Source organism: Brevibacillus sp. FW306-2-1A-C05A, from assembly GCF_058781555.1.
Genome location: NZ_JBYSWV010000012.1, coordinates 70,124 through 93,691, shown reverse-complemented (window position 1 = coordinate 93,691; position 23,568 = coordinate 70,124). Strand labels below are relative to the sequence as shown.

16 protein-coding genes are annotated in these 23,568 nt (G+C 57.6%); 14 read left to right on the top strand and 2 right to left on the bottom strand.

Annotation, left to right across the window (positions count from 1 at the left end):
• The first annotated feature begins 52 nt into the window (after positions 1–52).
• The 4 genes from AC3WJN_RS10155 to AC3WJN_RS10140 all read left to right on the top strand — a co-directional run bounded on the left by AC3WJN_RS10155 (position 53) and on the right by AC3WJN_RS10140 (position 4,405).
• Positions 53–211 carry a hypothetical protein gene (locus AC3WJN_RS10155; protein ID WP_005830653.1) on the top strand — a complete coding sequence of 53 codons (159 nt, stop codon included), beginning with the start codon at positions 53–55 and terminating at the stop codon, positions 209–211.
• Between the two features lie 294 nt (positions 212–505).
• Complete coding sequence (gene glpK, locus AC3WJN_RS10150) at positions 506–2,005, top strand: glycerol kinase GlpK (RefSeq protein ID WP_007782986.1); 1,500 nt, start codon at positions 506–508, stop codon at positions 2,003–2,005.
• 164 nt (positions 2,006–2,169) lie between these two features.
• Positions 2,170–3,837, top strand: a complete 1,668-nt coding sequence (locus tag AC3WJN_RS10145) for a glycerol-3-phosphate dehydrogenase/oxidase (RefSeq protein WP_005830656.1) — start codon at positions 2,170–2,172, stop codon at positions 3,835–3,837.
• 13 nt (positions 3,838–3,850) lie between these two features.
• Positions 3,851–4,405, top strand: a complete 555-nt coding sequence (locus tag AC3WJN_RS10140) for a glycerol-3-phosphate responsive antiterminator (protein ID WP_005830658.1) — start codon at positions 3,851–3,853, stop codon at positions 4,403–4,405.
• Positions 4,406–4,982: 577 nt separating this feature from the next.
• On the opposite strand, the gene pdxR is transcribed toward AC3WJN_RS10140, so the two are convergent.
• Complete coding sequence (pdxR, locus tag AC3WJN_RS10135) at positions 4,983–6,398, bottom strand: MocR-like pyridoxine biosynthesis transcription factor PdxR (RefSeq protein ID WP_007782982.1); 1,416 nt, start codon at positions 6,396–6,398, stop codon at positions 4,983–4,985.
• A gap of 120 nt (positions 6,399–6,518) precedes the next feature.
• On the opposite strand from pdxR, the gene AC3WJN_RS10130 reads away from it, so the two are divergent.
• From AC3WJN_RS10130 to AC3WJN_RS10090, 9 genes are all read left to right on the top strand, one after another.
• Complete coding sequence (locus AC3WJN_RS10130; protein ID WP_007782980.1) at positions 6,519–7,520, top strand: proline dehydrogenase family protein; 1,002 nt, start codon at positions 6,519–6,521, stop codon at positions 7,518–7,520.
• Positions 7,521–7,686: 166 nt separating this feature from the next.
• Positions 7,687–10,059, top strand: a complete 2,373-nt coding sequence (locus AC3WJN_RS10125) for a DUF8815 domain-containing protein (RefSeq protein ID WP_007782976.1) — start codon at positions 7,687–7,689, stop codon at positions 10,057–10,059.
• A complete protein-coding gene (locus AC3WJN_RS10120) occupies positions 10,056–10,982 on the top strand; it encodes an ABC transporter ATP-binding protein (protein ID WP_007782974.1) in 927 nt (308 codons plus the stop codon). The genes AC3WJN_RS10125 and AC3WJN_RS10120 overlap by 4 nt, the downstream gene beginning before the upstream one ends.
• The gene (locus AC3WJN_RS10115; RefSeq protein ID WP_005830669.1) at positions 10,979–11,872 is read left to right on the top strand and encodes an ABC transporter permease; all 894 of its coding nucleotides are present in this window, start codon (positions 10,979–10,981) and stop codon (positions 11,870–11,872) included. Before AC3WJN_RS10120 ends, AC3WJN_RS10115 begins: the two co-directional genes overlap by 4 nt.
• A 3-nt stretch (positions 11,873–11,875) precedes the next feature.
• On the top strand, positions 11,876–13,627 hold the full coding sequence (locus AC3WJN_RS10110; protein ID WP_007782972.1) for a DUF8809 domain-containing protein: 1,752 nt from the start codon (positions 11,876–11,878) through the stop codon (positions 13,625–13,627).
• 16 nt (positions 13,628–13,643) lie between these two features.
• Positions 13,644–14,627 (top strand): AAA family ATPase, encoded by a 984-nt coding sequence (locus tag AC3WJN_RS10105; RefSeq protein WP_007782969.1) that lies wholly within the window; start codon positions 13,644–13,646, stop codon positions 14,625–14,627.
• A complete protein-coding gene (locus AC3WJN_RS10100) occupies positions 14,624–15,505 on the top strand; it encodes a DUF58 domain-containing protein (protein ID WP_005830675.1) in 882 nt (293 codons plus the stop codon). Before AC3WJN_RS10105 ends, AC3WJN_RS10100 begins: the two co-directional genes overlap by 4 nt.
• Positions 15,506–15,526: 21 nt before the next feature.
• Entirely contained in the window at positions 15,527–17,386 is a 1,860-nt protein-coding gene (locus AC3WJN_RS10095; RefSeq protein WP_007782966.1) for a vWA domain-containing protein, read from the top strand.
• A complete protein-coding gene (locus AC3WJN_RS10090) occupies positions 17,376–20,213 on the top strand; it encodes a VWA domain-containing protein (RefSeq protein WP_007782964.1) in 2,838 nt (945 codons plus the stop codon). Before AC3WJN_RS10095 ends, AC3WJN_RS10090 begins: the two co-directional genes overlap by 11 nt.
• A gap of 80 nt (positions 20,214–20,293) precedes the next feature.
• Here the strand turns inward: AC3WJN_RS10090 and AC3WJN_RS10085 are convergent, their stop codons facing one another.
• Positions 20,294–22,534 (bottom strand): multicopper oxidase family protein, encoded by a 2,241-nt coding sequence (locus AC3WJN_RS10085; protein WP_005830681.1) that lies wholly within the window; start codon positions 22,532–22,534, stop codon positions 20,294–20,296.
• A 242-nt stretch (positions 22,535–22,776) separates the two neighbouring features.
• Here AC3WJN_RS10085 and AC3WJN_RS10080 point away from each other — a divergent pair, with 242 nt between their 5' ends.
• The gene (locus tag AC3WJN_RS10080) at positions 22,777–23,556 is read left to right on the top strand and encodes a class I SAM-dependent methyltransferase (protein WP_005830683.1); all 780 of its coding nucleotides are present in this window, start codon (positions 22,777–22,779) and stop codon (positions 23,554–23,556) included.
• The last annotated feature ends 12 nt before the right edge of the window (positions 23,557–23,568 follow it).

Sequence of the window (23,568 nt, the reverse complement as noted above, 5' to 3'; positions counted from 1 at the left end):
GGGGCTATAAACCTCCTGTGGTATTATCAATGGAGAAAGGAGGAGTTTCACAATGGAACAACAGAATCTCGTTGGATGGGGATCATTAGCTTTAATAAATGCAGCGATTGCTCAAGGAAAAAATAGAACTGCTATCAACTGGTTTCTTCTTTCTCTTTTAATCGGGCCAATTGCAACACTACTCCTCTTGTTTATGCCAAAAAGAGAATAAGGAGTTTCGCTCCAATGGTTACCTATCCATTGGTGTTTCCGTAAAAAAATGGTATGCACTATTCGATATAGTTTATTTGTGGAAACGTCTCCAAATTTAACAATTTTTTCTATGGGGATTTTGGGTAAGAGCATGACTAATCAGTTGCCGGACTCTGTGTGCCCACGTACCAGACGATTCTATCGTATGACATTTCAGAACATTCTCTAGTAATCTAGCTATATCTGTAAATCGAAATAGTAGCCCTAGTTTACAAGCAGTTTTTATAATACAGAATACGGAGGAACAGCCGCTATGGACAATAAATATATGCTCTCGCTCGACCAGGGAACGACAAGCTCCCGGGCGATTTTATTCGATAAATCCGGCGCGATCATCGGGGTGGCCCAAAAAGAATTTACGCAAATTTACCCCAAGCCAGGCTGGGTAGAGCACAACGCCGAGGAAATTTGGGAGTCCCAGTTGGAAGTGCTGAAGGCGGTTTTGCTGGAGAACCACGTGAAGCCGGAGCAAATCGCGGGCATCGGCATCACCAACCAGCGCGAGACGACTGTCGTCTGGGATCGCCACACCGGAAAGCCGATCTACAATGCGATCGTTTGGCAGAGCAGACAGACCATTGATATTTGCAACGAGTTGAAAGAGCGAGGCTATGAGCAGACGGTGCGCGAGAAGACCGGCCTTTTGATCGACGCTTATTTTTCCGGGACGAAGGTCAAATGGATGCTCGACCACGTAGAAGGCGCTCGGGAAAAAGCAGAGCGAGGCGACCTGTTGTTCGGAACGATCGACACGTGGCTGATTTGGAAGCTGACGAACGGCAGCGTCCATGTGACAGACTATTCCAATGCTTCGCGCACGTTGCTGTTCAACATCCACACCTTGGAGTGGGACGGGGAGCTGCTTTCCATGCTGCAAGTTCCGAAAAGCATGCTGCCGCGCGTCTGCCCATCCAGCGAGCTGTACGGCTATACCGATGAAAAAGTGTTCCAGGTGCAAATTCCGATTGCCGGGATCGCCGGAGACCAGCAGGCAGCTTTGTTCGGGCAGGCGTGCTTTGCAGAGGGAGCGGCCAAGAACACGTACGGAACCGGATGCTTCATGCTGATGAACACAGGGGAAAAAGCAGTCGCGTCGAAAAACGGGCTGTTGACCACGATTGCCTGGGGCGTAGACGGCAAGGTGGAGTACGCGCTGGAAGGCAGCATTTTCGTGGCGGGAGCGGCGATTCAATGGCTGCGCGACGGATTGAAACTTTTGGCGAAGTCGTCCGATTCGGAAAAGCATGCACTGGCCGTCGACAGCACAGACGGTGTCTACATGGTTCCGGCGTTTGTCGGGCTGGGCGCACCGTATTGGGACATGGAGGCGCGCGGCGCGATTTTCGGCCTGACTCGCGGCACGACAGAGGACCATCTGATTCGGGCGGCGTTGGAATCGCTCGCGTACCAGACGCGCGACGTGCTGGAGGCGATGGAGGCCGATTCCGGCATCAAGCTGCAAAAGCTGGCCGTAGACGGCGGAGCGGTAGCCAACAACTTCCTGATGCAGTTCCAGTCCGACATCCTGGCGACAGAGGTGGAGCGTCCGCGCGTGAATGAGACGACCGCGCTCGGGGCTGCCTACCTTGCAGGACTTGCGGTCGGCTACTGGAACAGCAAGGAAGACATCGTCCACAACAAAGTGGTGGAGCGCTCGTTTGTGCCGAATATGCCGGAACAAAAACGCGAGGAGCTGTACGAAGGCTGGAAGCAGGCCGTGCAAGCGACGATGGGTTACAAGATTAGGCATTGATTTTTGCGCCAAAGAGGAATAGAGTAAAGATAAGTTAATAAATTGCTGTGGAGACCGTGGAGACAGCCAGTATCAAAAGGGCAATGGACAATTTTTCGTTGCTTCTTTTGGATATTGGCTGTTTTTTGTTTTTTCTTTAAAGAAAAGAAAGGATGAACACAACAATGAACAATCAACGAACATTGTCAGCAAGAACGCGTCAGACATGTTTGGAAGAAATGGCGGGCAAGCGCTTTGATCTTTTGATTATCGGCGGCGGTGTGACAGGAGCGGGCATCGCGCTGGACGCTGCTTCGCGCGGTTTGAGCGTAGGGCTGGTGGAAAAGCAGGACTTCGCCGCAGGCACGAGCAGCCGCTCGACGAAGCTCGTCCACGGAGGCTTGCGCTATTTGAAGCAGGGCGACGTGCAGCTCGTGCGGGAAGTCGGCAGGGAGCGGGCGATTTTGTACCGCAACGCTCCGCACATCGTCATTCCGGAAAAAATGATTTTGCCGATTGTGGAAAAAGGAACGTACGGCAAGCTCGCTACCTCCATCGGGTTGTACATTTACGACGTGTTGGCCGGAGTCGAGCGCAAAGAGCGCCGCATCATGCTGAACAAAAAGCAGACGATGGAGGCAGAGCCGCTGTTGCGCACAGATATTTTGAAGGGGGGCGGGCTCTACTTCGAATACCGGACGGACGATGCCCGTCTGACGATCGAGGTCATGAAGACAGCCCGCTCGCATGGCGCTTTGTGCGTGAACTATACGGAAGCGACAGAGTTTTTGTATGAAAACGGCAAAGTGACAGGGATTCGCGCGAAAGACTTGCTCACGGGCACCGAGTACGCCATGCACGCCAAAAAAATCGTCAACGCCGCAGGTCCTTGGGTGGATCAGCTCAGGGAAAAAGACAAGTCGCTGTACGGCAAAAGACTCCATCTGACAAAAGGTGTCCACCTGGTCGTTCCGTACAACCGGCTGCCGCTCAAGCAGTCCGTTTACTTCGACGTATCCGACGGGCGCATGCTGTTCGCGATTCCGCGAAATAACAGTACGTATATCGGCACGACCGACACGAACTACCAGGGCGTGCTGGAGCGGCCGACCGTGACTCGCGAAGATATGGAATACGTGCTGCGGGCCGCCAACGAAATGTTCCCGACCGTAAAGCTGACCGAGCAGGATGTCAGCTCGAGCTGGGCAGGGCTGCGGCCGCTCATTCACGAGGACGGCAAATCCCCGTCCGAGCTATCGCGCAAGGATGAGATTTTTTACTCCAAAAGCGGGCTGATTACGATTGCGGGCGGCAAGCTGACGGGCTTCCGCAAGATGGCGGAGCGCATCGTCGACGTCGTGGCCAAACAGCTTGCAGAAGAAGAAGGCAGATCGTTCAAGCCTTGTCAGACGGACAAGATCGTGCTTGCTGGCGGCAACTTCGCCTCTGCCAGCATGATCCCTGCCTATGTGAAAAAGCAGGCGGAGCGGCTTGGCGCAGCGGGCATCGGCGAAGAACAAATTCGCGTGCTTGTAGGAAAGTTTGGCAGCAACAGCGAAAAAATAGTAACGAAGTGTCTGGAATATATGGAGCAAGACCAGACGCAGACGGCGGCAGAGGCACTGCTTTTGGCCGAGCTGCATTACGCACTGGATGAAGAAATGGTCATGACCGCGAGCGACTTTTTGATTCGCCGCACCGGCCGACTGTTTTTTGAACGAGACTCGCTGGAAGCCGTATATCCGCGGGTAATGGATGAGCTTGCCAAAGAGCTGCATTGGGATGCAGAGCGCAAAGACCGTGAATGGAAAGCTTTTGCCGAGGAATACCATCTTGCCAAAACATTTCTATAGGGGTGACTCCTGATTGGCCAACCAGATTAATCAGCCTATTCTTCCGGCTGCGCGAACACTGAAGGAATTTGATGAACTGATGGAGACGTGCTACGAGCGCATTATTTTGCTGAATGCCCATATCGCCCAAGTCAAGCCGCTGGGCAAACGCGCGCGGGCGTTTGGGAAAAAGCTGCTGATTCACGCCGATCTCATCGACGGTTTGAAGTCGGATGAGTACGCGATGGATTTTCTTGCACAGGAAGTAAAGCCTGACGGAATCATCACGACGAGAAACAGTGTGATCTTGGCCGCGAAGAAAAAAGGGCTGATTTCCATCCAACGTCTTTTTCTCATCGACACGATGGCGCTGGACAGCAGCCTGACGCAACTGGAGCGGACAAAACCCGACTACGTCGAGGTGCTGCCGGGGATTATTCCGCATCTGATCGAGGAGATTACCGAACGGACGAAGATTCCGGTCATTGCAGGCGGCTTCATCCGTACGAAGGAAGACGTGGATCGGGCTCTGCAGGCGGGTGCTACCTCTGTCACCACCTCGCGCAGAGAGCTGTGGGCGAAATCGTAGGAAAACCGCGACGAACACCGTCAAAAGCCGGACATTCCGTAAAGGGATGCTCCGGTTTTTTCCATTTTTTTGTAGACCATCATCCCGTCAATAGGTAGATGGCAAGTGATAGAAAACATAGGTAGACACCTGATTTTCCCTTGCGCAAGATACTAGTCTATGCGGGTGAATGCACCCCTGCATATATACATATAGTCATCAAAAATCAATGAGGAAAGAAGGCGACAGCATGTATTATCCAAGCTCAAACTGGACGTCATCGAACTCTTCTTCTTCGTATGGACACTCTTCCTACTATCCTTCGCAGCGGGATGGACAACGCCCGCCAGGCCGGGATCACGGCAGAGGCAGAGGGCAAGACTGGAATCGCAGACGGAGATGCCCCGATCACTGTCGGCATTGTCCGCCTCAGTGCTGCGGACGTCGTCATTGGTAATCTCTTGATAATGCGTAAGTGCAGGCAAAAACGATAGAGAAAAGAGCCAAATCTCCTGACATAAAGGAGTTTGGCTCTTGTTTGTCGTGCGCGCGCTGACAGGAAAACAGGAAAGTCGGCTTGCGAGGCACAGACGGCGGCTCAGCCATGCATGCCGTGCAGCGCCAACCCTTTTTCCAGCCGCGCGACCCCTTCCGCGATTTTTTCCTCGCCAACATTGCCGTACCCGAGCACGATCTTGTCCGCGTGCCTGCCTTTTGCAATCGTGTGCTCCTCCACCGGATAGACGCGCACGCCTGCTGCTTCCAGCGCAGCCACAACATCCGGCGTGAACCGGACGTGCGAAAAAGCAGCGACGATATGCAGCCCGGCGGCCTCGCCCCAGATGGCGACCTGATCGCCAAACGTGTCGCGCAAGGCGTCGGTCAGGCATTGGCGGCGCTTTTTGTACAGCTTTTTCATCCGGGTGACGTACTTTTCCAGATGGCCTTCCTCGATGAAGCGGGCAAGCGCCAACTGGTCGATGGAAGGCGTATGCAGGTCGGTCAGCCATTTCGCTTTTTGGTAGCGCTCCACCAGAGCTTCCGGCAGGACGAGGTAGGCGAGCCGCAGACCGGGCGACAAAATTTTGCTGAAGGAGCCGATGTAGATGACCCGTTCGGGAGCAAGCCCCTGAATCGAGCTGATCGGCGGACTCTCGTAGCGGAACTCGCTGTCGTAGTCGTCCTCGACGATGTAGCAATCGACCGAGCGCGCGTACTGAATCAACTGGATTCGGCGCTGGATCGTCAGCGTGGTTCCGAGCGGAAACTGGTGGGAGGGCGTCACGAACACAAAGCTGGGGGCGGCGTTGACCGGCGTAGCGGACAGCTTGTCCATAGCCATTCCGCAGGCGTCGACCGGAACCGGACAGAGCCTGGCTCCCGTCGACGCGAAAATCATCTGGATGTCCTGCGTGATCGGGTCTTCAATGAGCACGCGGCTTTCAGGCGCAAGCAACACTTTGGCGATCAGCATGAGCGCCTGGGTAGCGCCGGAGGTTATAACGATTCGCTCCGGCGCGCACTGCACGCCGCGCGTCCGATACAGATAGCGGCTGAGCACATCGCGCAGCTCGGCGCGGCCCTCCGGCCGATTGTAGCCGAATGCCGACAAAGGGGCGTCCTGGCAGACCCGTTGGACTGTTTTGCCCCACAGGCTGCGCGGAAAATGTTCCAGGTCAGGCACACCGGAACGAAAATCAATGAGTCCTTCCGACTGATCGCCAGGCGAGGGTTGCGGGAGGTCTGTGCCGCGAGCGAACTGCTCCAGATAAATGCCGGGGGCAACGAAGTAGCCGGAGCCTTGCCTGCTCTCGATATACCCTTCGGCAAAAAGCTGGTCGTAGGCTTCGATGACGACGTTTCTGGATATGCGAAGCTCCTGCGCCATTTTGCGGGTGGAAGGCAGCTTGAAGCCGGCGGTCCACTCGCCGCGCAGTATTTTGTCGCGAAATTCAGAATAAAGCTGTCTGGTCAAAGGAATCGGCTTGTCCCGATCAATGTCAATCCACAGCAAGGCGAGCGGGCCTCCTTGTACAACTGGTTCTGTCAAAACAACAGCAAACTGGATCTGATCGACACAAGCTTACCATGGTAGGGTGAGAGAAGAGAAGAAAATCCCAAAGGAGAGAGAGCCTTGACCGATCAGGAAAAGATGACCGCCCATGTATTGAAAGCGATCGCCCGGGATGCGGGCATGAAAGAGTTTGTACAGAACACGCCCAAGCTGTACCGGATGCTGTTGGCCGCAGCAAAGCGCTACGTGACGGGAGAGACGCGCGAAGACGCGATGCGTGTCGCGGCCAGGCTGAAGCAAAGCGGCTATTTGCTCTCCGTCGAGCACATCGGCGAAAATACGATGGACCGAGGAGAGGCGCAGCTCGCCAAGCAGGAATTTTTGCAACTTGCCACAGACTGCTCCCGGCTGGACACTATGGCCAACATCTCGTTTGATCTGTCGCATCTGGGGCTGTTGTTTCAGCCGAAGACAGCGTTTGAGCATGTGGCGGAGATGGCGGAATGCGCCAAGGCGCACGGGCAGTATTTGATGATTAGCATGGAGGAGTCAGCGAAGACCGAGGCGATTTTGCAGATGTACGAGCGGTTGACGGAGCGGCACGACAATATCGGGATTACGCTCCAGGCCCATCTGCACCGTTCCGTGGCTGATCTGAAGCGCCTGCTGCATCTGCCGGGCAAAATCCGCCTGGTCAAAGGCGCGTTTCAGGAGCCGCCGGAGCTGGCGCTGGCGAGGTCCTCCGAGCTGAACGAGCGGTATTTGCTGCTCGCGGACATGTGTGTGGAGGCTGGTCACGAATGCGCTCTGGCGACGCACGACCAGGCGCTGGTCGACGTGCTGAACGAGCGCGGGTATTGGCATCGTCCGCAAGTGGAGGCGGAGCTGCTCTACGGCGTGCGGCCCGAACTGGCCCGGGACTTGCGCAAACGGGGCGTGCCTGTCCGGCTGTACTTGACGTACGGAACCGAGTGGTACTTGTACCTTTGCCACCGCCTCGCCGAATATCCGCCGCACGTGCACCAGGCGATCGCCGACATGTTTGACCCGTCGCGGATTGACGACGCGAGCTATGACGTTACCGAAGAAACCGAAGCCGTTTGCCCCAGCCACCTCGCCTAGCGTGAGGTGGTTTTCGGTTTGGCGGCCTTTTGCTTTTGCGCCGGGCTTTACGCAATCGCTCTCCTTTTCAAAATAAACTGTAGCTTTTTGTCTGCCCCAAACGTCTATACGTGTAGTAAAAAGGCGAATGAGCTGCAAACGAATAGACCATGGAGGTTTTAAGCGAATGAAAACGGCGAAGTGCAAACGATGGCTTCTTTCCACGTGTACGCTCCTCCTGCTGCTGGTGTGGGGACACGCCCACCCGGGAGCAATCGCCCTGGCAGAAGGAACGATCCAGTTGGGCGTGAGCGTGGGGATCGACGGAGTGTACAGGGAAGAGGGGCTGGTGCCAGTCGTGGTGACCGCGACAAACGGAGGCACCGATGTGGAAGGCGACCTGATGGTGGCGACAGGAAACAGGGGAAACAACCAGTATTCTGTCGCCTATTACCAGCCAGTGTCCATTGCCAAAGGCGCGACCAAGCAGGTGACGATCATGGTCCCCGGCTCGGAGCTTGACAGCAGTACATACGTGGCGCTGATGGAAAAAGACAAGATCGTGGCGAAAGCCCCTGTAAGCGGCAGACGGTACAGCTACGACACCCTGATGATCGGGGTGCTGGCGCAAAGTGCCGATACGGCCAATTTTTTTGGGATGCTGCCAAAGGATACTTTTCCCAACGACGTCAAAACAGTGCCGATGAAGCCGGAGCATGTTCCGACATCCGGCGCGCAGATGCAAATGCTCAGCATGCTCGTGCTGAACAACTTCGCGCTGGACTCGTTGAATGAACAGCAGATTCAGGCGATACGCGACTGGACCAAATCAGGCGGCAAGCTCGTTCTGGCAGGGGGCGCCCAGTACCGGAAAACAGCCGGGGCGCTGGCTGACCTGTCTCCTGTAGAAGTGAACCAGGTGACGAGTGTGAAGACGCTTGCCAGCATGAAGGCGGAGAAAACGAACCCGATCGGCTTGACGGCACCGTTTACCGTCAGCAGCGGTACTTTGAAGGCAGGCAAAGTGTTGTACAGCGAAGGAGCGATTCCGCTGTTTGCCGTCCACAGCGTCGGCGAAGGCAAGGTGCTGTACGCCGCCTACGACCTCGCGGAAGAGCCTGTCGCGAGCTGGGCGGGGAATGGCCGGTTCTGGTCCGACCTTTTGCTCAAGGCGTTTGGCTCCTCGCTTAACGACTACAAGTCTTCATCGTTTGACCGCATCTGGCCGCTGCATGACGCAGCCGACATGAATCCGGCCCTGAAAATTCCCGAGGTCAGTTGGTTTGCGCTGTTTTTTGGCGTGTACGCCCTGATTGCCGGGCCGATCCTGTTTTTCATTTTGCGGGCATGGCGCAAGCAAAGCTACATGTGGGTCGTCGTCCCGTCGCTGTCGCTGCTTACGGGAATCGGAATTTTCTCGTTTGGCGCCATGCAGCGCGGCGAAGGGGTGCTGATTCACCAGACGGGCTTCGTCCAGTTGCAAAACGACGGACAAGCAAAAGTGAATAGCGTGACCTCGTTTTTTGTCCCGAGCAGTGGCGATTACCGCCTGACCGTAAAAGGCCAAGGCCAAACCCAGCCGGTGCTGGAGCGAAACCGGGCCAACGAAATTCCGAAAATATGGGCGTTCGCCCAAAGCGATCAAACCGAAGTGCAGTTCCGCGACGTAGAGTTCTGGTCGACGCGCAAGGTGGCGACAGAGCAAACGATTTCGGATGTGGGCAGCTTCGAGTCGAATCTGTCCTACAGCGAAGGCACGTTGAAAGGAACCGTCACGAACAAGACCAAATTCGCCCTGCGCGACCTGACGATTTTCTCGGGAAGCCAACTGCAGGAAATACCGGAGCTGGCTCCGGGGGCGAGCGCAGAGGTCAATCTGCCTTTCCAGCCGTCCGCACAGGCGAGATTCGGGCATCGACAGTCGTATGCTATGCAGGCCTTGCCTGCGCATATGCGCTCCTTCCAAAACGAGCGGACGCGCGAGCAGGTCATGATCGAGATGCTGGAAATGACCGGGCGCAGAGGCAACCAGTCTGAAATCGTCAGAATCGTGGGCTGGACCAACCAGCCGGTTGTCGATGCCGCCGTGCAGCCAGAAAACGCCAAGACAGACAGCATCGCTCTGGTCACTTCGGAGCTGAAGGTGCAGCCGTCCAAGGACGGGCATGTGTACTACCCGACAGGGACATTTGACGTCACGCTGGCAGGCAGCTCCGTTCCGGTAGTGGATGAGGGCGACGGCTACCGTCTCGAGGCAGGAGATATCACATTTGACATCAATCTGAGCCAGGAAGGCAAAAAGCTGGCGATTACCAACGTGTACCTGTACACCTGGTCCGATGACAACACGACGTTTGCCAAAGAAGTGTACAACTGGAAGACAAAAGCCTACGATCTGTATGAAAAAGCGTTCAACAACAATGTCATGACAGGCGACAAGGCCGCTGACTATGTCTCGGCCGACGGCATGCTGCGCATCAAGTTTGCCCATCAACTGCCCGATCAGCGCCACATCGGCATTCCGAACGTCAGTGTGGAAGGGAAGGTGAGCCCGCTGTGATTCAAATCCGCAATTTGTGCAAGAGCTACGGGAAAATGCAGGCGTTGAAGAACTTGACGATGGATATTGAAAAAGGCACGGTGTTTGGCTTCGTCGGTCCGAACGGGGCGGGAAAATCGACAACGATGTCCATTTTGGCCACCTTGCTTGCCCCGACGAGCGGCAAAGCGTACGTAGGCGGCTACGAGGTGACGAGCCATCCGAAGGAAGTGCGCAAGCTGATCGGCTACATGCCAGACTTTTTCGGCGTCTACGACAATTTGACGGCAGAGGAGTACCTTGATTTTTACGGGGCGAACTACGATATTCCATCCGCACAGCGAAAGCAGATCATTCCCCAGCTGCTCGATCTGGTCAATCTCAGCCACAAGCGGGATGCTTACGTCGATTCCTTGTCGCGGGGGATGAAGCAGCGGCTCGGACTCGCCCGGTCGCTTGTGCACAACCCGGAGGTGCTGATTTTGGATGAGCCTGCCTCCGGGTTGGACCCGCGGGCGCGGATTGAGCTGCGGGAGATTTTGAAAGAACTGCGCGACATGGGCAAGACGATCATCATCAGCTCGCATATTTTGCCGGAGCTGGCCGAGATGTGCGACGTCATCGGAGTGATTGAGGAAGGCAACCTGGTGGCGTTTGGCCGGGTGGATGAGATTTATGCCAAAATGCAGGAGCAGCGAGTGCTGCGCATCCGTCTGACCGGACGGATCGAGGAAGCGATGACCCGCCTGCGCGAAATGCCTGTCATTACGAGCGTGACGCGGGAAGGGAGCTGGGTGGTCGCGAGCTTTGCGGGAAACGACGAGCAGCAGGTGGAGCTTTTGCGGGAGCTTGCGGTCGCAGGCTATCCGGTGGCGGCTTTCAATGAAACGGTCGGCGATCTGGAAGACATCTTTTTGGAAATTACGAAAGGGGTGGGCTCATGAACGTCCTGAGACGATTGCGCAACCCTGTCCTGTTCAACGAGTGGAAAATGCGGATGCGGACGAACCGCTCGCCGTGGATCATTCTCTTTTACTTGCTGGTGCTCGGAAGCATGACCTTGCTTGCGATCTTTTTCATGACCAACGGCGGCAGCTACTACAATCCTGGCGAGACGCGGGAGCTGTTCATGATGCTGTCAGTCATGCAGCTTGGCATGATCGGTTTCGTCGTTCCGGGACTGACGGCCGGCGTGATCTCGGGAGAGCGCGAACGGCAGACGTTGAGCATCCTGTTGACGACGAATGTGAGCGCCACGCGGTTGATTTTGGGAAAATGGCTGGCCTCGCTCAGCTTCATGACCTTTCTCGTCTTTGCCACGATTCCGCTGTACGCCATCGTCTTTTTGTACGGGGGTGTCTCTCCGCTTCAACTCGTCAAAGTATTCGGCTTTTATGCGATTACCATGTTTGCTGCCGGCAGCATCGGCGTGCTCATGTCGACGCTCATCAAGCGCACGGGAATTGCTACGGTTGTCACCTATGCCATGGCGTTCGGTATTGCCATCGGGAGCAGTGTGCTGGCGGAAATCATTCGCGAGTTTATTCGCTATCAAAACCGGATGAATCAGGTCGCCTCTGCGCCTATGCCGATCTGGCCCGATCTGTTGCACAGCATCAATCCGGTGCTTGCCATGCTGAACATTTTTGATGAAGGGCCAGTCCGTGACTTGCGGGGCATAGCCAACCAGCAGAGCTTCTGGGCGAGCATTGATCCGTTCTGGTTTTACTGCATCATCTACGGGGCGCTGACGGTCGTGTGCCTGCTGCTGGCGATTTACTTCATCCAGCCTGTGCGGGGCAGGCTGCGCAAGACGGCAGCAGAGGAGCAGTAAACCATGTTTACGCCAAAGGCAGACAACGAACTGAGATCACTGCTTGAGCCTGTGCGCAGACAACTGCAAAAACGGGTGCTGCTTCAACAGATAACACAGTACGGCTTGTGGGGAGCGGGGGGGAGCGCACTGCTTCTCCTCGCTGCCCGTTTGTGGCCGATCCCCTACTACTCCTGGCTTGCGGCCGCGCTGATTCCGTTGGCCTTGCTTCTTGGCGGACTGGTTGCGCTCCGCAAAAAAGCGACGCTTTTGCAAAGTGCGCAGGCGGCTGATGGAAACGGCCTGGCCCAGCGGGTCGAGACGGCGTGGGAGCATCGTGACAGCACGTCGTCCGTCGCTGTCATGCAACGGGAAGACGCCCTGCGGCATTTGCGCCAAAACTTGCCGCGCATTATCGAGAGCATTCACATCTGGAGTGGTTTGCAAAAAAAGCTGTACGCTGCGGGTGGCTTGCTGTTGGCGAGCCTGCTCTTGATGATTTGGCCGAATCCGCAGGACGGGCGACTCGCCCAGATGGCGCTGGAAAAACAGGCGATTGCCCAGGCGGAAAAAGAAATCGAGGAAATCAAGCAGGAGACAAAAGCGACCAAAGGCTTGAGCGAAGCACAGAAGAAGCAGCTTGAGGAAATGCTGGAGCAGGCGAAAAAGGCCATGGCAAAAGCAACCGATCCCGCCGAGCGGCTCAATGCGCTGCGGGCAGCGGAAAAACAGCTGGAAAAGTTGCGGGCAGCCGCACAGAACAAGGCGGCGTCTTTGCACAGCTTGCAGCGCAGTCTGGGCAGCCAGCAATCGACCAAATCGCTCGCGGATGCATTGGCAAAAAACGACCGCGAAGCGTTGACGGCGGCGCTTGCGCAGATGGCAAAAGCGATGGAGAAGATGCCGGAAAAAGAGCGGACCGAGCTGGCCCGTGAACTGGAAAAAGCGGCAGAGCAGTTAAAAAAAGATGCGGCGGCAGCAAACGCAGAGGAACTGAAAAAGGCCGCCGACCAATTGGCACAGGCTGCCCGGGAGATTGCTGCCGGACAAGACCAGCAAGCGCTGGCTGCGCTGCAAGCGAGCATGCTGCAAGCATTGGCAGAAGCGCAGCAGTCACAGCAGGCGATGCTTGCGCTTGCCCAGGCGGCAGCCTTGCTCCATCAGTCGCAGATGACGCTGGCGAGTGCCGGGGCTTTCGGCAATAACGGAGCGGGGAACATTACGCCCGGGGCAGGACAGGCCGTGCCTGCTGCCACGACACCAGGCGGCAACCCGGCAGCGTCCGGTACGGGCACAACAGCAAATGCGAATCCGAATCCGGCGGGGAACCAGCAAACCCCGCCTGCAAACGGCAACACAGGTGCCGGGCAAGGAAACGGCTCGACGAATGGCACAGGCAACGCGGCAGGAAATGGTTCCATGAGCGGTTTGCCCAATGGCACTGGCAAAGGGACGAGCGGCACGGGAATCGCCAACGGAGGCAATCAGGGCTCGGGCGCAGGACTCGCCGAAGGAAAACACGAGCTTGTCACTGTCCCGTCCGGCCGCATCGGCACAGACAACGGACCAGCCGAAACAGTAGGAGGCCCGCTCGGCGCGGGGCCATCCCAGTCGCAGCAAAGCGGCAACACGCAGGTGACCTCCGGAGGAACGCTGCCGTATGAGGAAGTGTACGGCCAGTACGAGCAATTCGCCCGCGAAAGCATGGAAAAGGGCAGTATTCCGGGCGATTATCAAGACATCGTCAAAGACTATTTCAGCAAAATCGAACCATAAAAAGGAGGGCGCGGCTGTGGCACAGCAAACAATTGAGGATTGCCTGCAGCGGGTAGAGCTCGTCAGGCAGGAAATCGGAAAAGTACTGGTGGGACAAAAAGACGTCGTCGAGCAGCTTTTGTGGGCGGTTTTCGCAGGCGGGCACGCGCTGTTGGAGGGCGTTCCCGGGTTGGGGAAAACGCTTCTGGTAAAAACGTTGTCCCAAGCCTTCGAGCTTTCGTTTCAGCGCATCCAGTTTACGCCTGACCTGATGCCGACCGATATTACCGGAACGAACATTCTTTTGGTAGACGAGACAGGGCAGCAGTCGTTCCAGTTCCAGCACGGGCCGATTTTCGCCCATGTCGTGCTCGCGGACGAGATCAACCGGGCGACGCCCAAGACGCAGAGCGCGTTGCTTGAGGCGATGCAGGAGCGCACCGTCTCCGCAGGGGGCGTCACTCGTCCGCTGCCTGCGCCGTTCTTCGTTTTGGCGACGCAAAACCCGCTGGAGCAGGAAGGGACCTATCCGCTGCCGGAGGCGCAAATGGACCGCTTTTTGCTGAAAATCGACGTGCCGTACCCGACGGCAGACGAGTTGAAAACGATCGTGACGCGGACGACGACCGGACAGTCTGTGCAGGTGGAAAAGGTGGCTTCGGGGGAGCAGATCGCCCACATTCAGCAGGCGGCCCGCGAAGTTTTGGTGGCAGACGCGGTGCTCGATTACGCCGTCAAGCTGCTGCTCGCCACCCATCCAGGGGAGCAGGCCGTCGCCTCGGTCAACCAGTACGTGAGAAACGGAGCAGGTCCGCGCGGCGTGCAGGCGATCGTCTCCTTGGCAAAAGTGCGCGCGCTTTTGGCGGGACGCTACAATCTCGCCTACGAGGACGTGGAGGCGGTAGCGCTGCCGGCCCTGCGCCATCGGATTTTCCTCAACTTTGAAGGCGAGGCGAGCGGCGTGCGCGCCGACCAGATCGTCCGCGATATATTGACTGCGCTGGCGAGGGAAAAAGCATGAGTCAGCACTTGCTTGACCCGTCGTGGCTGGCCCGGCTGGAACGGCTGCAGCTTGCGACGAGAAAAGCCGTCAGCGGCAACCGCGCGGGAAAGAGGCGGTCCAGACAGCTCGGCAGCTCGATGGAATTTGCCGATTTTCGGGCGTACGTGCCGGGCGACGATTTGCGGCAGTTGGATTGGAATGCGTATGCGCGCTCCGGAAAGCTGTTTTTGAAAAAGTACCTGGATGAAACCGAGCTGCACGTGAACCTGTACATTGATTGCAGCCGCTCGATGAGCTACGGTCAGCCGAGCAAGCTGTCGCGCTCGGTCCAGATTGCAGCGACCCTGGGCTACCTGTCGCTGTGCCAGCTCGATCACGTCTCCGTCTACGCCTTCGACAGCCGCATCGTCGCGTCTTTGCAAGGGTTGCAGGGCAAAGGCCAGGCGCACAGGCTGCTGCATTTTTTATCATCGGTCCAAGAAGGCGGCACGGGTGATCTGCACGCCGCGCTCCGCCAGCCGGGCGCGGTTCGGGGCCAAGCGGGGATTTCGATTGTGCTGTCCGACTTTTTGTTTCCGGCGGGATACGCAGAAGGGCTGGCTTACTTGCAGGCAGCACGGCAGGAAGTGACGCTGGTGCAGGTGCTTTCCCAGGAAGAACTGCAGCCTGCCTACGCGGGAGAGCTGCGCCTGATCGACGCAGAGACGAGTCAGGCAAAAGAAGTGTCCATGACCGGACTGCTGCTCGCCGAGTACCAGAAAAGCTTGCAGGAGTATCGGCAGGAGCTGGCCGCCTTTGCCTATGGGAGAGGAATCGCCTTTACAGGAATCGAGGCGGAGCAATCATTGGAATCCATCGTCTTTCACGTATTTCGGCAGGCGGGCATGATTCGCTAGAGAGGAGGGAGAGGAACAACTATGCAGTGGATGGGTTTGGGCAACTTGTGGTTCGCGCTGATAATCCCGGCCATCATCGTCCTCTACCTGCTCAAGCGAAAAGTAGAGGACCGTGTCGTGCCGAGCACGCTGCTCTGGCAGCGCACCTTGCAAAACTGGGAAGCGGTGCGGCCGTGGGAAAAGCTGCGGCGCAACCTGCTGCTCATCTTGCAGCTTCTGGCGGCATGTTTGCTGGTGTTGGCGCTGACCAGACCGGCGCTGCCGACGGAAGGGATTGCGGCCGAGCATACCGTGCTCGTCGTCGATACGTCAGGCAGCATGCTGGCAAAGGAAGGCGAAGAGACGAGGCTGGCGCGGGCTGTGTCTGAGGCGAAGGCGCTGGTAGAAAAGCTCGGCAGCGGGCAGACGATGACCTTGATCGCGGCGGGAAGCGAGCCGAATGTGCTCGTGTCCAAGAGCGCAGACCAACAGGAGCTGCTGGCGGCGCTGGGGAAGCTGACGGCCAATTTGGGGGCGTCCGATCCGCTGTCTGCGCTTTCGCTGGCGGGAGCCATCGCGGCGAACGAGCCGGGAAGCGGGGTCATCTGGCTCGGGGATGGACATGCCGAGCACAAGCTTGTTCCTCAGGCGCTTCCGGCTTCGTCCGCGAGCTTCCGGTTCGTGCAGATGGGACGGTCGCGTGAAAATGCGGGCATTGCTGCCTTCGTGACGCAGCCTGGGCAACAAGGCACAGAGGCGCTTTTGCGCGTGGACAACTACGGCAGCGCGCAGTCGCGGGGAACCGTGACTGTTTTTGACGACCAAGGCAAGCTTTTGGACACCGACTCTTTTGCGATCGAAGCGTCCGGCTCTAAGACTTTTTCGTTCAAGGAGCTGCCGAAGTCGCCAGCCTATCGCGCCGTGATCGAGCCGGAGCAGGATAGTCTGATGGAAGACAATGCGATCTGGAGCGTGCCCTTTGCGGCGAGCAAAGGAAAAGTCGTGCTCTACACCCCGGCGGGCAACCGCTTTTTGCATCAGGTCATGCAGACGGTTGGCAGCATGGAGGTGGAAACGGTCCAGAAAGCTCCCGAGCCGAATGCGGAAGCACGCGATCTGTGGGTATTTGACGGCGAAGTGCCGGACAAGCTGCCGCCGGGAAACATTCTCGTCATTGCGCCCGACAGGAAAACGGACTGGCTGCCGCTCGCGGGAGAACAAGAGTTGAATCAAGGACCGCAAGCGGTATCCGCAGACGATCCGCTGCTCAAATACGTGGACTGGCGCGAGGTGCATATTGCCAAAGCGGCGGTACTGGGGGAAATGCCGGGGATGAGGGCAGTAGTTCGTGCGGGCGACGTGGAGCTGGTCCGGGCAGGCGTGGTGGACGGCCGGAGAATCGCCGTCATTGCCTTCGACCTGCACAATTCCGATTTTCCGCTGCGTCCGGCTTTTCCCATCTTCATGCAAAACGTCGTGAACTGGCTCTCGCCTGCACAGGCGACGCCGATTGCCACAAGTCATCCCGGGGATGTGCTCACGATCCCGCTGACACCGGGCGCAATAGAGCGGCGCGTGACCTATCCAAACGGACAGCAGCAGCCGATCGCGGCGGAAGGGACCGTCTGGACGATGCAAGTGCCCGAGCAGCTCGGGCTGTACCGGATTGACGAGACGGCAGATACGGGGACGGTCAGCCGCTATTTTTCCGTGCGAATGAGCGATGCCGAATCGGATATTACGCCAAAAACGCTCAGTGTCTCCGGCGTTTCGACCGGACAGAGCGAAGGAGACAAGCAAGCGGCAAGCGCGACAGGTACGCAGGAGCTGACGTACTGGCTGGCGGCGCTCGTCCTGCTTGTGCTGCTGGTGGAATGGAGGGTGTACCAGCGTGGGTATTAACTTTACACAGCCATGGCTTCTGCTGCTTCTGCTGCCTGCAGCGTACCTCGTCGCAAGCTGGTGGCAGAAACAAAAGCAGATGCCCGCAAGCCGCAAAGCCGTCATTTCCGCGATTCGCTTCGTCCTGTTTGCGCTGCTCGTCCTCGCTTTGGCAGGTACGCAACTGCTCACCCCTGTTCAGGCGAAAACGGTTGTGTTTGTCGTGGACCGTTCCGCCTCGATGAAGGACGATCCGCGTGTCCTCTCCTTTTTGCGTGAGGCCATCGGGCAAAAGCGCCCGGAGGACAAGTACGCCATCGTTGCCGTCGGAGCGGAAGCGGCGGTCGATCAGCCGCTGACGACGCGCGCAGAACTTGCGCCGCTCGGCGTCGAAGTAAACCGCCAGGCGACCGATCTCGCAGAAGGGATTCGGCTCGCTGCGGCCATGATCGGCAGCAACACCCGAGGCAAAGTCGTGCTGCTCACGGATGGCATCGCGACGAGCGGAGATGCAGCCAGGCAAACGAGACTGGCTGCGGAGCGCGGCATCGGCGTAGAGGCTGTCTCTTTGCAACAGCCGCAAGGAGACGAGGTCGTGCTGTCCTCCGTGCAGGTTCCGCAGCGGTTGTACGCTGGCGAGGAATACGCGATCACGGTCGATGTGGACAGTACGCTCGCTACCGAAGCGACGCTGCGATTGTACGAAGGAAATCGCGCAGCAGGCGAGCAAACGGTTCAGATTGATAAAGGGCACAATCGCTTCGTCTTTTCGCAAAAGGCGATGGAGCAAGGCTTTCATCGCTACCGCGTCGAAATCGAGCCGCGCCGCGATACCGTCCAGGCGAACAACCAGGCGGCTGCCTACACACAAGTGGCAGGCGCTCCAGTCGTCCTCGTCGTCGAGGGCCACCCGGGCGCGGCAAAAAATCTCATCGAGGCGCTGCAGGCGGGCAACATGCAGGTGGAACTGCGCGAGCTTGCCATGCTGCCGAAGGAACTGGAAGGCTACAAGCAGTACGCGACGATTGTTTTGGCCGATTTGCCTGCAACACAGGTGAGCGATGCCGACATGGAACGAATGCGGACGGCTGTCCGCGACCTGGGCATCGGTCTGGTCATGACAGGGGGCAGTGACAGCTTTGGGATGGGCGGCTGGTTCCAGACGCCGATCGAGGAGGCGCTGCCCGTGCACATGGATTTGCGCGGAAAAGAACAGCTTCCTTCGCTTGGGCTAGAGCTGGTGATCGACAAATCCGGCAGCATGAGCGCCGATGCGAAGGGCGTCGACAAAATGGAGCTAGCGAAGGAAGCGGCGATACGCGCCACGACCATGATGAATCCGCAAGACTACATCGGGGTGATCGCCTTTGACGGCAGTCCGTGGGAAGTGGTTGCGCCCCAGGCGGTCACGAAGCAGGAGACGATCCATCAGCAAATTGGCGGCATCTACGCCGATGGCGGAACGGATATTTACCCGGCGCTGCAGTTGGCGTACGAACGGGTAAAAACAATGAACACGCAGCGTAAGCACGTCATTTTGCTGACAGATGGACAGTCCGGCATGCAGGACGATTACCAGGGACTTTTGCAGCAGATGACGTCCGAAAATATTACGGTGTCCACCGTCGCGGTCGGCGATGACGCAGACATGCAGCTTCTGGAAATGATTGCGCAGGCGGGAAATGGCCGTTACTACTTTGCCAACGATGCCGAGTCGATTCCGAAAATTTTCAGCAAGGAAACGGCGCTGGCCAGCCGCACGTTTATTGTGGAAAAGCCGCAAATACCGGAGGTGACGGGAGCCGGGATGTGGCCGAGCCTGCAGCACGCGCTGCCGCCGCTGCGGGCGTACGTGGCGACGACGGCGAAACAGACGGCGGAGACATCACTTCTGAGCGCGGATGACGATCCGATTTTGACCCGCTGGCAATACGGGCTTGGCCGCTCTGTTGCCTGGACGAGCGATCTCGAAGGCAAATGGGCGCCGGACTGGATCGGCAACGGGCGGCTCTGGAACGAAGTGGTCGCCTGGACGTTTCCGCAGGTTGCCGAAGGAAAGTGGAAGACGCAAACGAGCATCAACGGAGCGACAGGCAGCGTCAAAGTGACGATGCCTGCCGGGGAGAGCCTGCCGCAAGAGTTGGAGGCGGTCGTGCTCAACCAGAAGATGCAGCGCGAAGTCATCAAGCTGAAGCCGATTGCGCCCGGCGTCCTGGAAGGCCAGTTTGAGACGGCAGAGCCTGGCACGTATATGATCCAGATTTCGGAAAAAGCGCAGGGACGGGTATTGGCGAGCCAAACGACAGGACTGACCGTCTCTTACTCGCCTGAGTACGGCATGACGCCGGACGGGGAAAAAGAGCTGCGCACGTGGCTGCTCGCGGGCGGCGGCAAGCAGATTGCCGAGCCGGAGGAAGTATTTGGCGGGGAGCTTCCCGAGAAATGGGATACCCAGTCGATCAGCGAATGGCTACTGATGCTTTCGGCCTTGCTGCTGCCAGTAGACATCGCCGTGCGCCGCCTGCAACTGCCGGAACAGTGGTGGGCCAAGCTTGCGAACCTGTGGCGCAGGCGGTCAGCACCAGCAGCAGCGGCTGGACAGCAAGCCGTGTTTGACAGGCTTTCCGACAGGCGCGCTGTGCTGACGCGCTTGCGGCCGGATGCCGCTGTGCAGGAGCAGGAGGGCAAGGCCAAGCCTGCGTCACAAGTACGGGCAGCCGTGGAGCCAGCGAAAAACAGGCCGGAAGCAGCGGCGCGAACACAGCAGCAAGCTCGCGCAGAGAGCGAGGATGCAGACGACACGTTGAACAGGCTGCTCGCGGCCAAGAAGCGGCGGAGCAAGCCGTAAGTCGCCAAGGCCTTTTGTACGCGGTAGAACATAGAACAAAGGCAGCCTGCTGTATGCCAGGCTGCCTTTGTTCCAAACGATTATTCCGGATGATTGCGGGTTGCGTGACCGGCTTCGTAAGGGGAGGTTACCCCTTCGTACAAAAGGTGCATGCTCATGCCAAGCGCGGCGTGATCCTGGTTGTGGCAATGATCCATCCACAGGCCGGGATTGTCGGCGCGAAAAGCCACTTCATACGTTTCGCCCGGGGCTACATTGAGCGTGTCCGTCCACCATGGACTTCCTGTGACGGGCTTGCCGTTACGCGTGAGCACTAGCATGTGGTGGCCGTGCAAGTGCATCGGGTGATCCATGAAGCTGCGGTTGACGAACGTCATTTTCACCAGATCGCCCTCGGACACCATCATCATGGGCGTATAGGGGAACACCTGGCCGTTGATGGTCCACAGGCCGTCAAAGCGGCCGTCGTACATCCCGAAGGCGACGTCAAACAGCATCTGGTATTCGCGATCAAAAGGCGAGTTCGAGTCAAAGGGCAACGCCATCGGCGCACCGTAACGGGCGGGATCGAACAGCGGCAAATTGTCTTGCAGGGCAGGCGACTCTCCGCGGCCGTCCGGGCTGAGCAGCAGCCCTTTTTCCCCCGTCTTCCCTTTTCCGGCTTGCGCGAACAACACAGGGCGGTCCGGCATGGTGAAGTACAGGTCGTATCTGCCGCCAGCCGCCAGCTCCAATGCCTGGTTGGCGATCAGGTTCGGCTCGTTTACTTCGTTGCCGTCAATGGCTACAACCTGAAACGAGCTGCCGCAAAGCTGGTAGGTGACAGGCAGGTTTTCCGCGTTGATAAAGCGAAGTCTTACCGGAGTGCCAGGCGAAACCGTTTGCATCGCAAGCGTGTCAGCGCCGTTGATCGTCGCGCCTTCGCCTTTTGGTTTATGATGAATGGCCGTGAGATCGCGAATGCTGGAGTCCGCTCCTTGCGCGCTTGCCGCAGGCTCGATCACCAAAGCGCCAAACAGTCCTTTTCGCACCTGGACCGATGCTTGCTGGTGCGAGTGATACCAAAACGTCCCGGCTTGTTCGGCTATGAACCGATAGACGTGCTTTTCGCCGGGGAGCACGGCGTCCTGTGTCGCTCCGGCTACGCCGTCTTCGGCATTGGGGACGTTCAGGCCGTGCCAGTGAATGGTGACGCCATCGGCAATATCTTTGTTTTCCAGCACGACCTCGACCAGCTCGCCCTGCTTGATGCGCAGCTCTGGGCCCGGGTATTGCCCGTTAAAAGTCCACGCCTCCATCGTTTTTCCGGAGGGCAGCCGCACGGTGGCTTTTTGGGCAGTCAGCTTGAATTGCCGATCGGCTTCTCCTTCGCGCGGTCCGGTCAAGTCCGCCACGCTCACCGTCTGAATGGCGGAAGAAGCGCGGTCGTGCCCGGCATGGGCCGATTGCGCGTGAGCAAACAGCCCCGTGCCGTGTCCGGTGTCGATGTTCGTATGATCTGTCATTTTGAACTGCTCAGGCAATTTGCTGGCAAGCAGCGCCTGATTGCCCCAGAAGACGATTCCTGCCGACACGAGCAACAGAACTGCCGTTCCGCGCAAAAAGCGCAAAAACGGCGCAGGCGGCTTCCATTCTCCAGGGCGAAAACAGCGCTGCTGCCGCCACGATTGCATGATCCAGAGTGCTGAGGTGCCTGCTACAAGCACGCCCCAGGCGAGCAGGAGAATCGCTGGCTCCAAGGTGACAGCGGGGTAGAAAAATTGCAGGAAGCAGGCCGTCAAGCTGCCGAGGACAGACGCCTGCAACGGAACGATCAGCTCGGGGGCTGACGCCACTTTTCGCAAATCCGCATCGACCAGTTCAGGATCAGATGGCTGTGCGTTGTCGCTTGGAAGCAGTTCCGCCATTTCCGAAGCGGCGGCGTCCTCGGAGAGCAAGGACAGATCGGGATTATCCACGATGTAAGACGGCTTCTCCTTGGACTTGTCCAGCTTTGCCGCCAGTTGCCACAAGCGGGGCAGCGAAATGAATAGAACAGAGAGTAAAGGGACGACCATCAGGGGCAGGAAGCCGAGCGCTTTATCCCTTATGTAAAGCCAACCAAAGGATTGAAAAAACGCCCAAGTGACAAACAGTTGTCCGGCGAATGCGAGTACGGACAGCCAGACAAAAAACAGTGTCCAGCGTGCCTTTTTTGCCAGCGCCCGTCTGGTTGGCTGATAGACGAGCGCCTTGGCTTTAAGCGTAGGGATCAGCGCAGTGAAAACCAAAACGAGAAACAAGCCTTGATGGATCCCGGCGAGCACTTCAAAATCTGCCATAGAATAATTCCTCCCGTAAGCTTTCCATTCTTACATGATAGAGAGGTTCGGCAGTCAACCAAACGTACCCGGGCAGTATTTTCCCTCCGACTCAGGACGGATAACAAAAAGGAAAGGGGAACAGACAGCATGTCTTTTGATTTTGTGGAAACATAACAACGCTCTTTTCGCTGCCGTTCTCCGCCTCAATGGACGGGCTTTTGCAAACAGCTTGCCGTCTACAAAAAAGGAGGAGAACAAGAATGAACAAACAGAAAGAAATCGAAGCTATGCGACGCGAAGTGGAAGCGCCGTTTGCCGGATGGAATTTCCAACGGCTGACCGAGACGGGGAGGATGCAGGAAGCTCCATTGTCCTGGAACTATCCGAGCGTGGTCAAGCAGCACATGAACGGCATCGGCTCCATGCTCGACATGGGCACAGGCGGGGGAGAGCTGCTGGCTTTGCTGCAGCCGCACCCTGCGCGGACATTTGCCACGGAAGGGTATGCGCCAAACGTAGGGGTAGCGCGGGCAAACCTGGAGCCGCTGGGCATTCAGGTGATCGAGGCGGATGGCGAGGATGAGCTTCCTTTTGAAGATCAATCGTTCGAGCTTATCATTAATCGGCACGAATCGTATTTGCCCGAAGAGATTCTCCGGCTGCTTGCGCCCGGCGGAGCCTTTGTCACACAGCAGGTTGGCGGGCAGGATAATCTGGAGCTGAACCGCTTGCTGGGGGCGCCGATCCCGCCGGATTACTTGCACTGGAACCTGGCATTTGCCACCGAGCAGTTGCGGGAAGCAGGCTTTGCCATTTTGCTGCAAAAAGAAGAAATGAGCTTCACCCGTTTCTATGACGTAGGAGCGATTGTGTACTATTTGAAGGCGATCGAATGGCAAATTCGCGATTTCAGCGTGGAGCAATACGCAGAAGCGCTGTTGGACCTGCAAAAGCGGATGGAGCCTCTCGGTTACGTCGATATTCCCAACCATCGCTTCCTGATCGTGGCTACGCCGGAAGTCAAATTTGTTAATAATTAGGCTGCCTTTTGT

What these genes read in the sequence shown, in the direction of transcription:
- AC3WJN_RS10155 (WP_005830653.1), top strand. Translation starts at nt 53, where the DNA reads ATGGAACAACAGAATCTCGTTGGATGGGGATCATTAGCTTTAATAAAT.
- glpK (WP_007782986.1), top strand. Translation starts at nt 506, where the DNA reads ATGGACAATAAATATATGCTCTCGCTCGACCAGGGAACGACAAGCTCC.
- AC3WJN_RS10145 (WP_005830656.1), top strand. Translation starts at nt 2,170, where the DNA reads ATGAACAATCAACGAACATTGTCAGCAAGAACGCGTCAGACATGTTTG.
- AC3WJN_RS10125 (WP_007782976.1), top strand. Translation starts at nt 7,687, where the DNA reads ATGAAAACGGCGAAGTGCAAACGATGGCTTCTTTCCACGTGTACGCTC.
- AC3WJN_RS10115 (WP_005830669.1), top strand. Translation starts at nt 10,979, where the DNA reads ATGAACGTCCTGAGACGATTGCGCAACCCTGTCCTGTTCAACGAGTGG.
- AC3WJN_RS10110 (WP_007782972.1), top strand. Translation starts at nt 11,876, where the DNA reads ATGTTTACGCCAAAGGCAGACAACGAACTGAGATCACTGCTTGAGCCT.
- AC3WJN_RS10100 (WP_005830675.1), top strand. Translation starts at nt 14,624, where the DNA reads ATGAGTCAGCACTTGCTTGACCCGTCGTGGCTGGCCCGGCTGGAACGG.
- AC3WJN_RS10095 (WP_007782966.1), top strand. Translation starts at nt 15,527, where the DNA reads ATGCAGTGGATGGGTTTGGGCAACTTGTGGTTCGCGCTGATAATCCCG.
- AC3WJN_RS10085 (WP_005830681.1), bottom strand. Translation starts at nt 22,534, where the DNA reads ATGGCAGATTTTGAAGTGCTCGCCGGGATCCATCAAGGCTTGTTTCTC.
- AC3WJN_RS10080 (WP_005830683.1), top strand. Translation starts at nt 22,777, where the DNA reads ATGAACAAACAGAAAGAAATCGAAGCTATGCGACGCGAAGTGGAAGCG.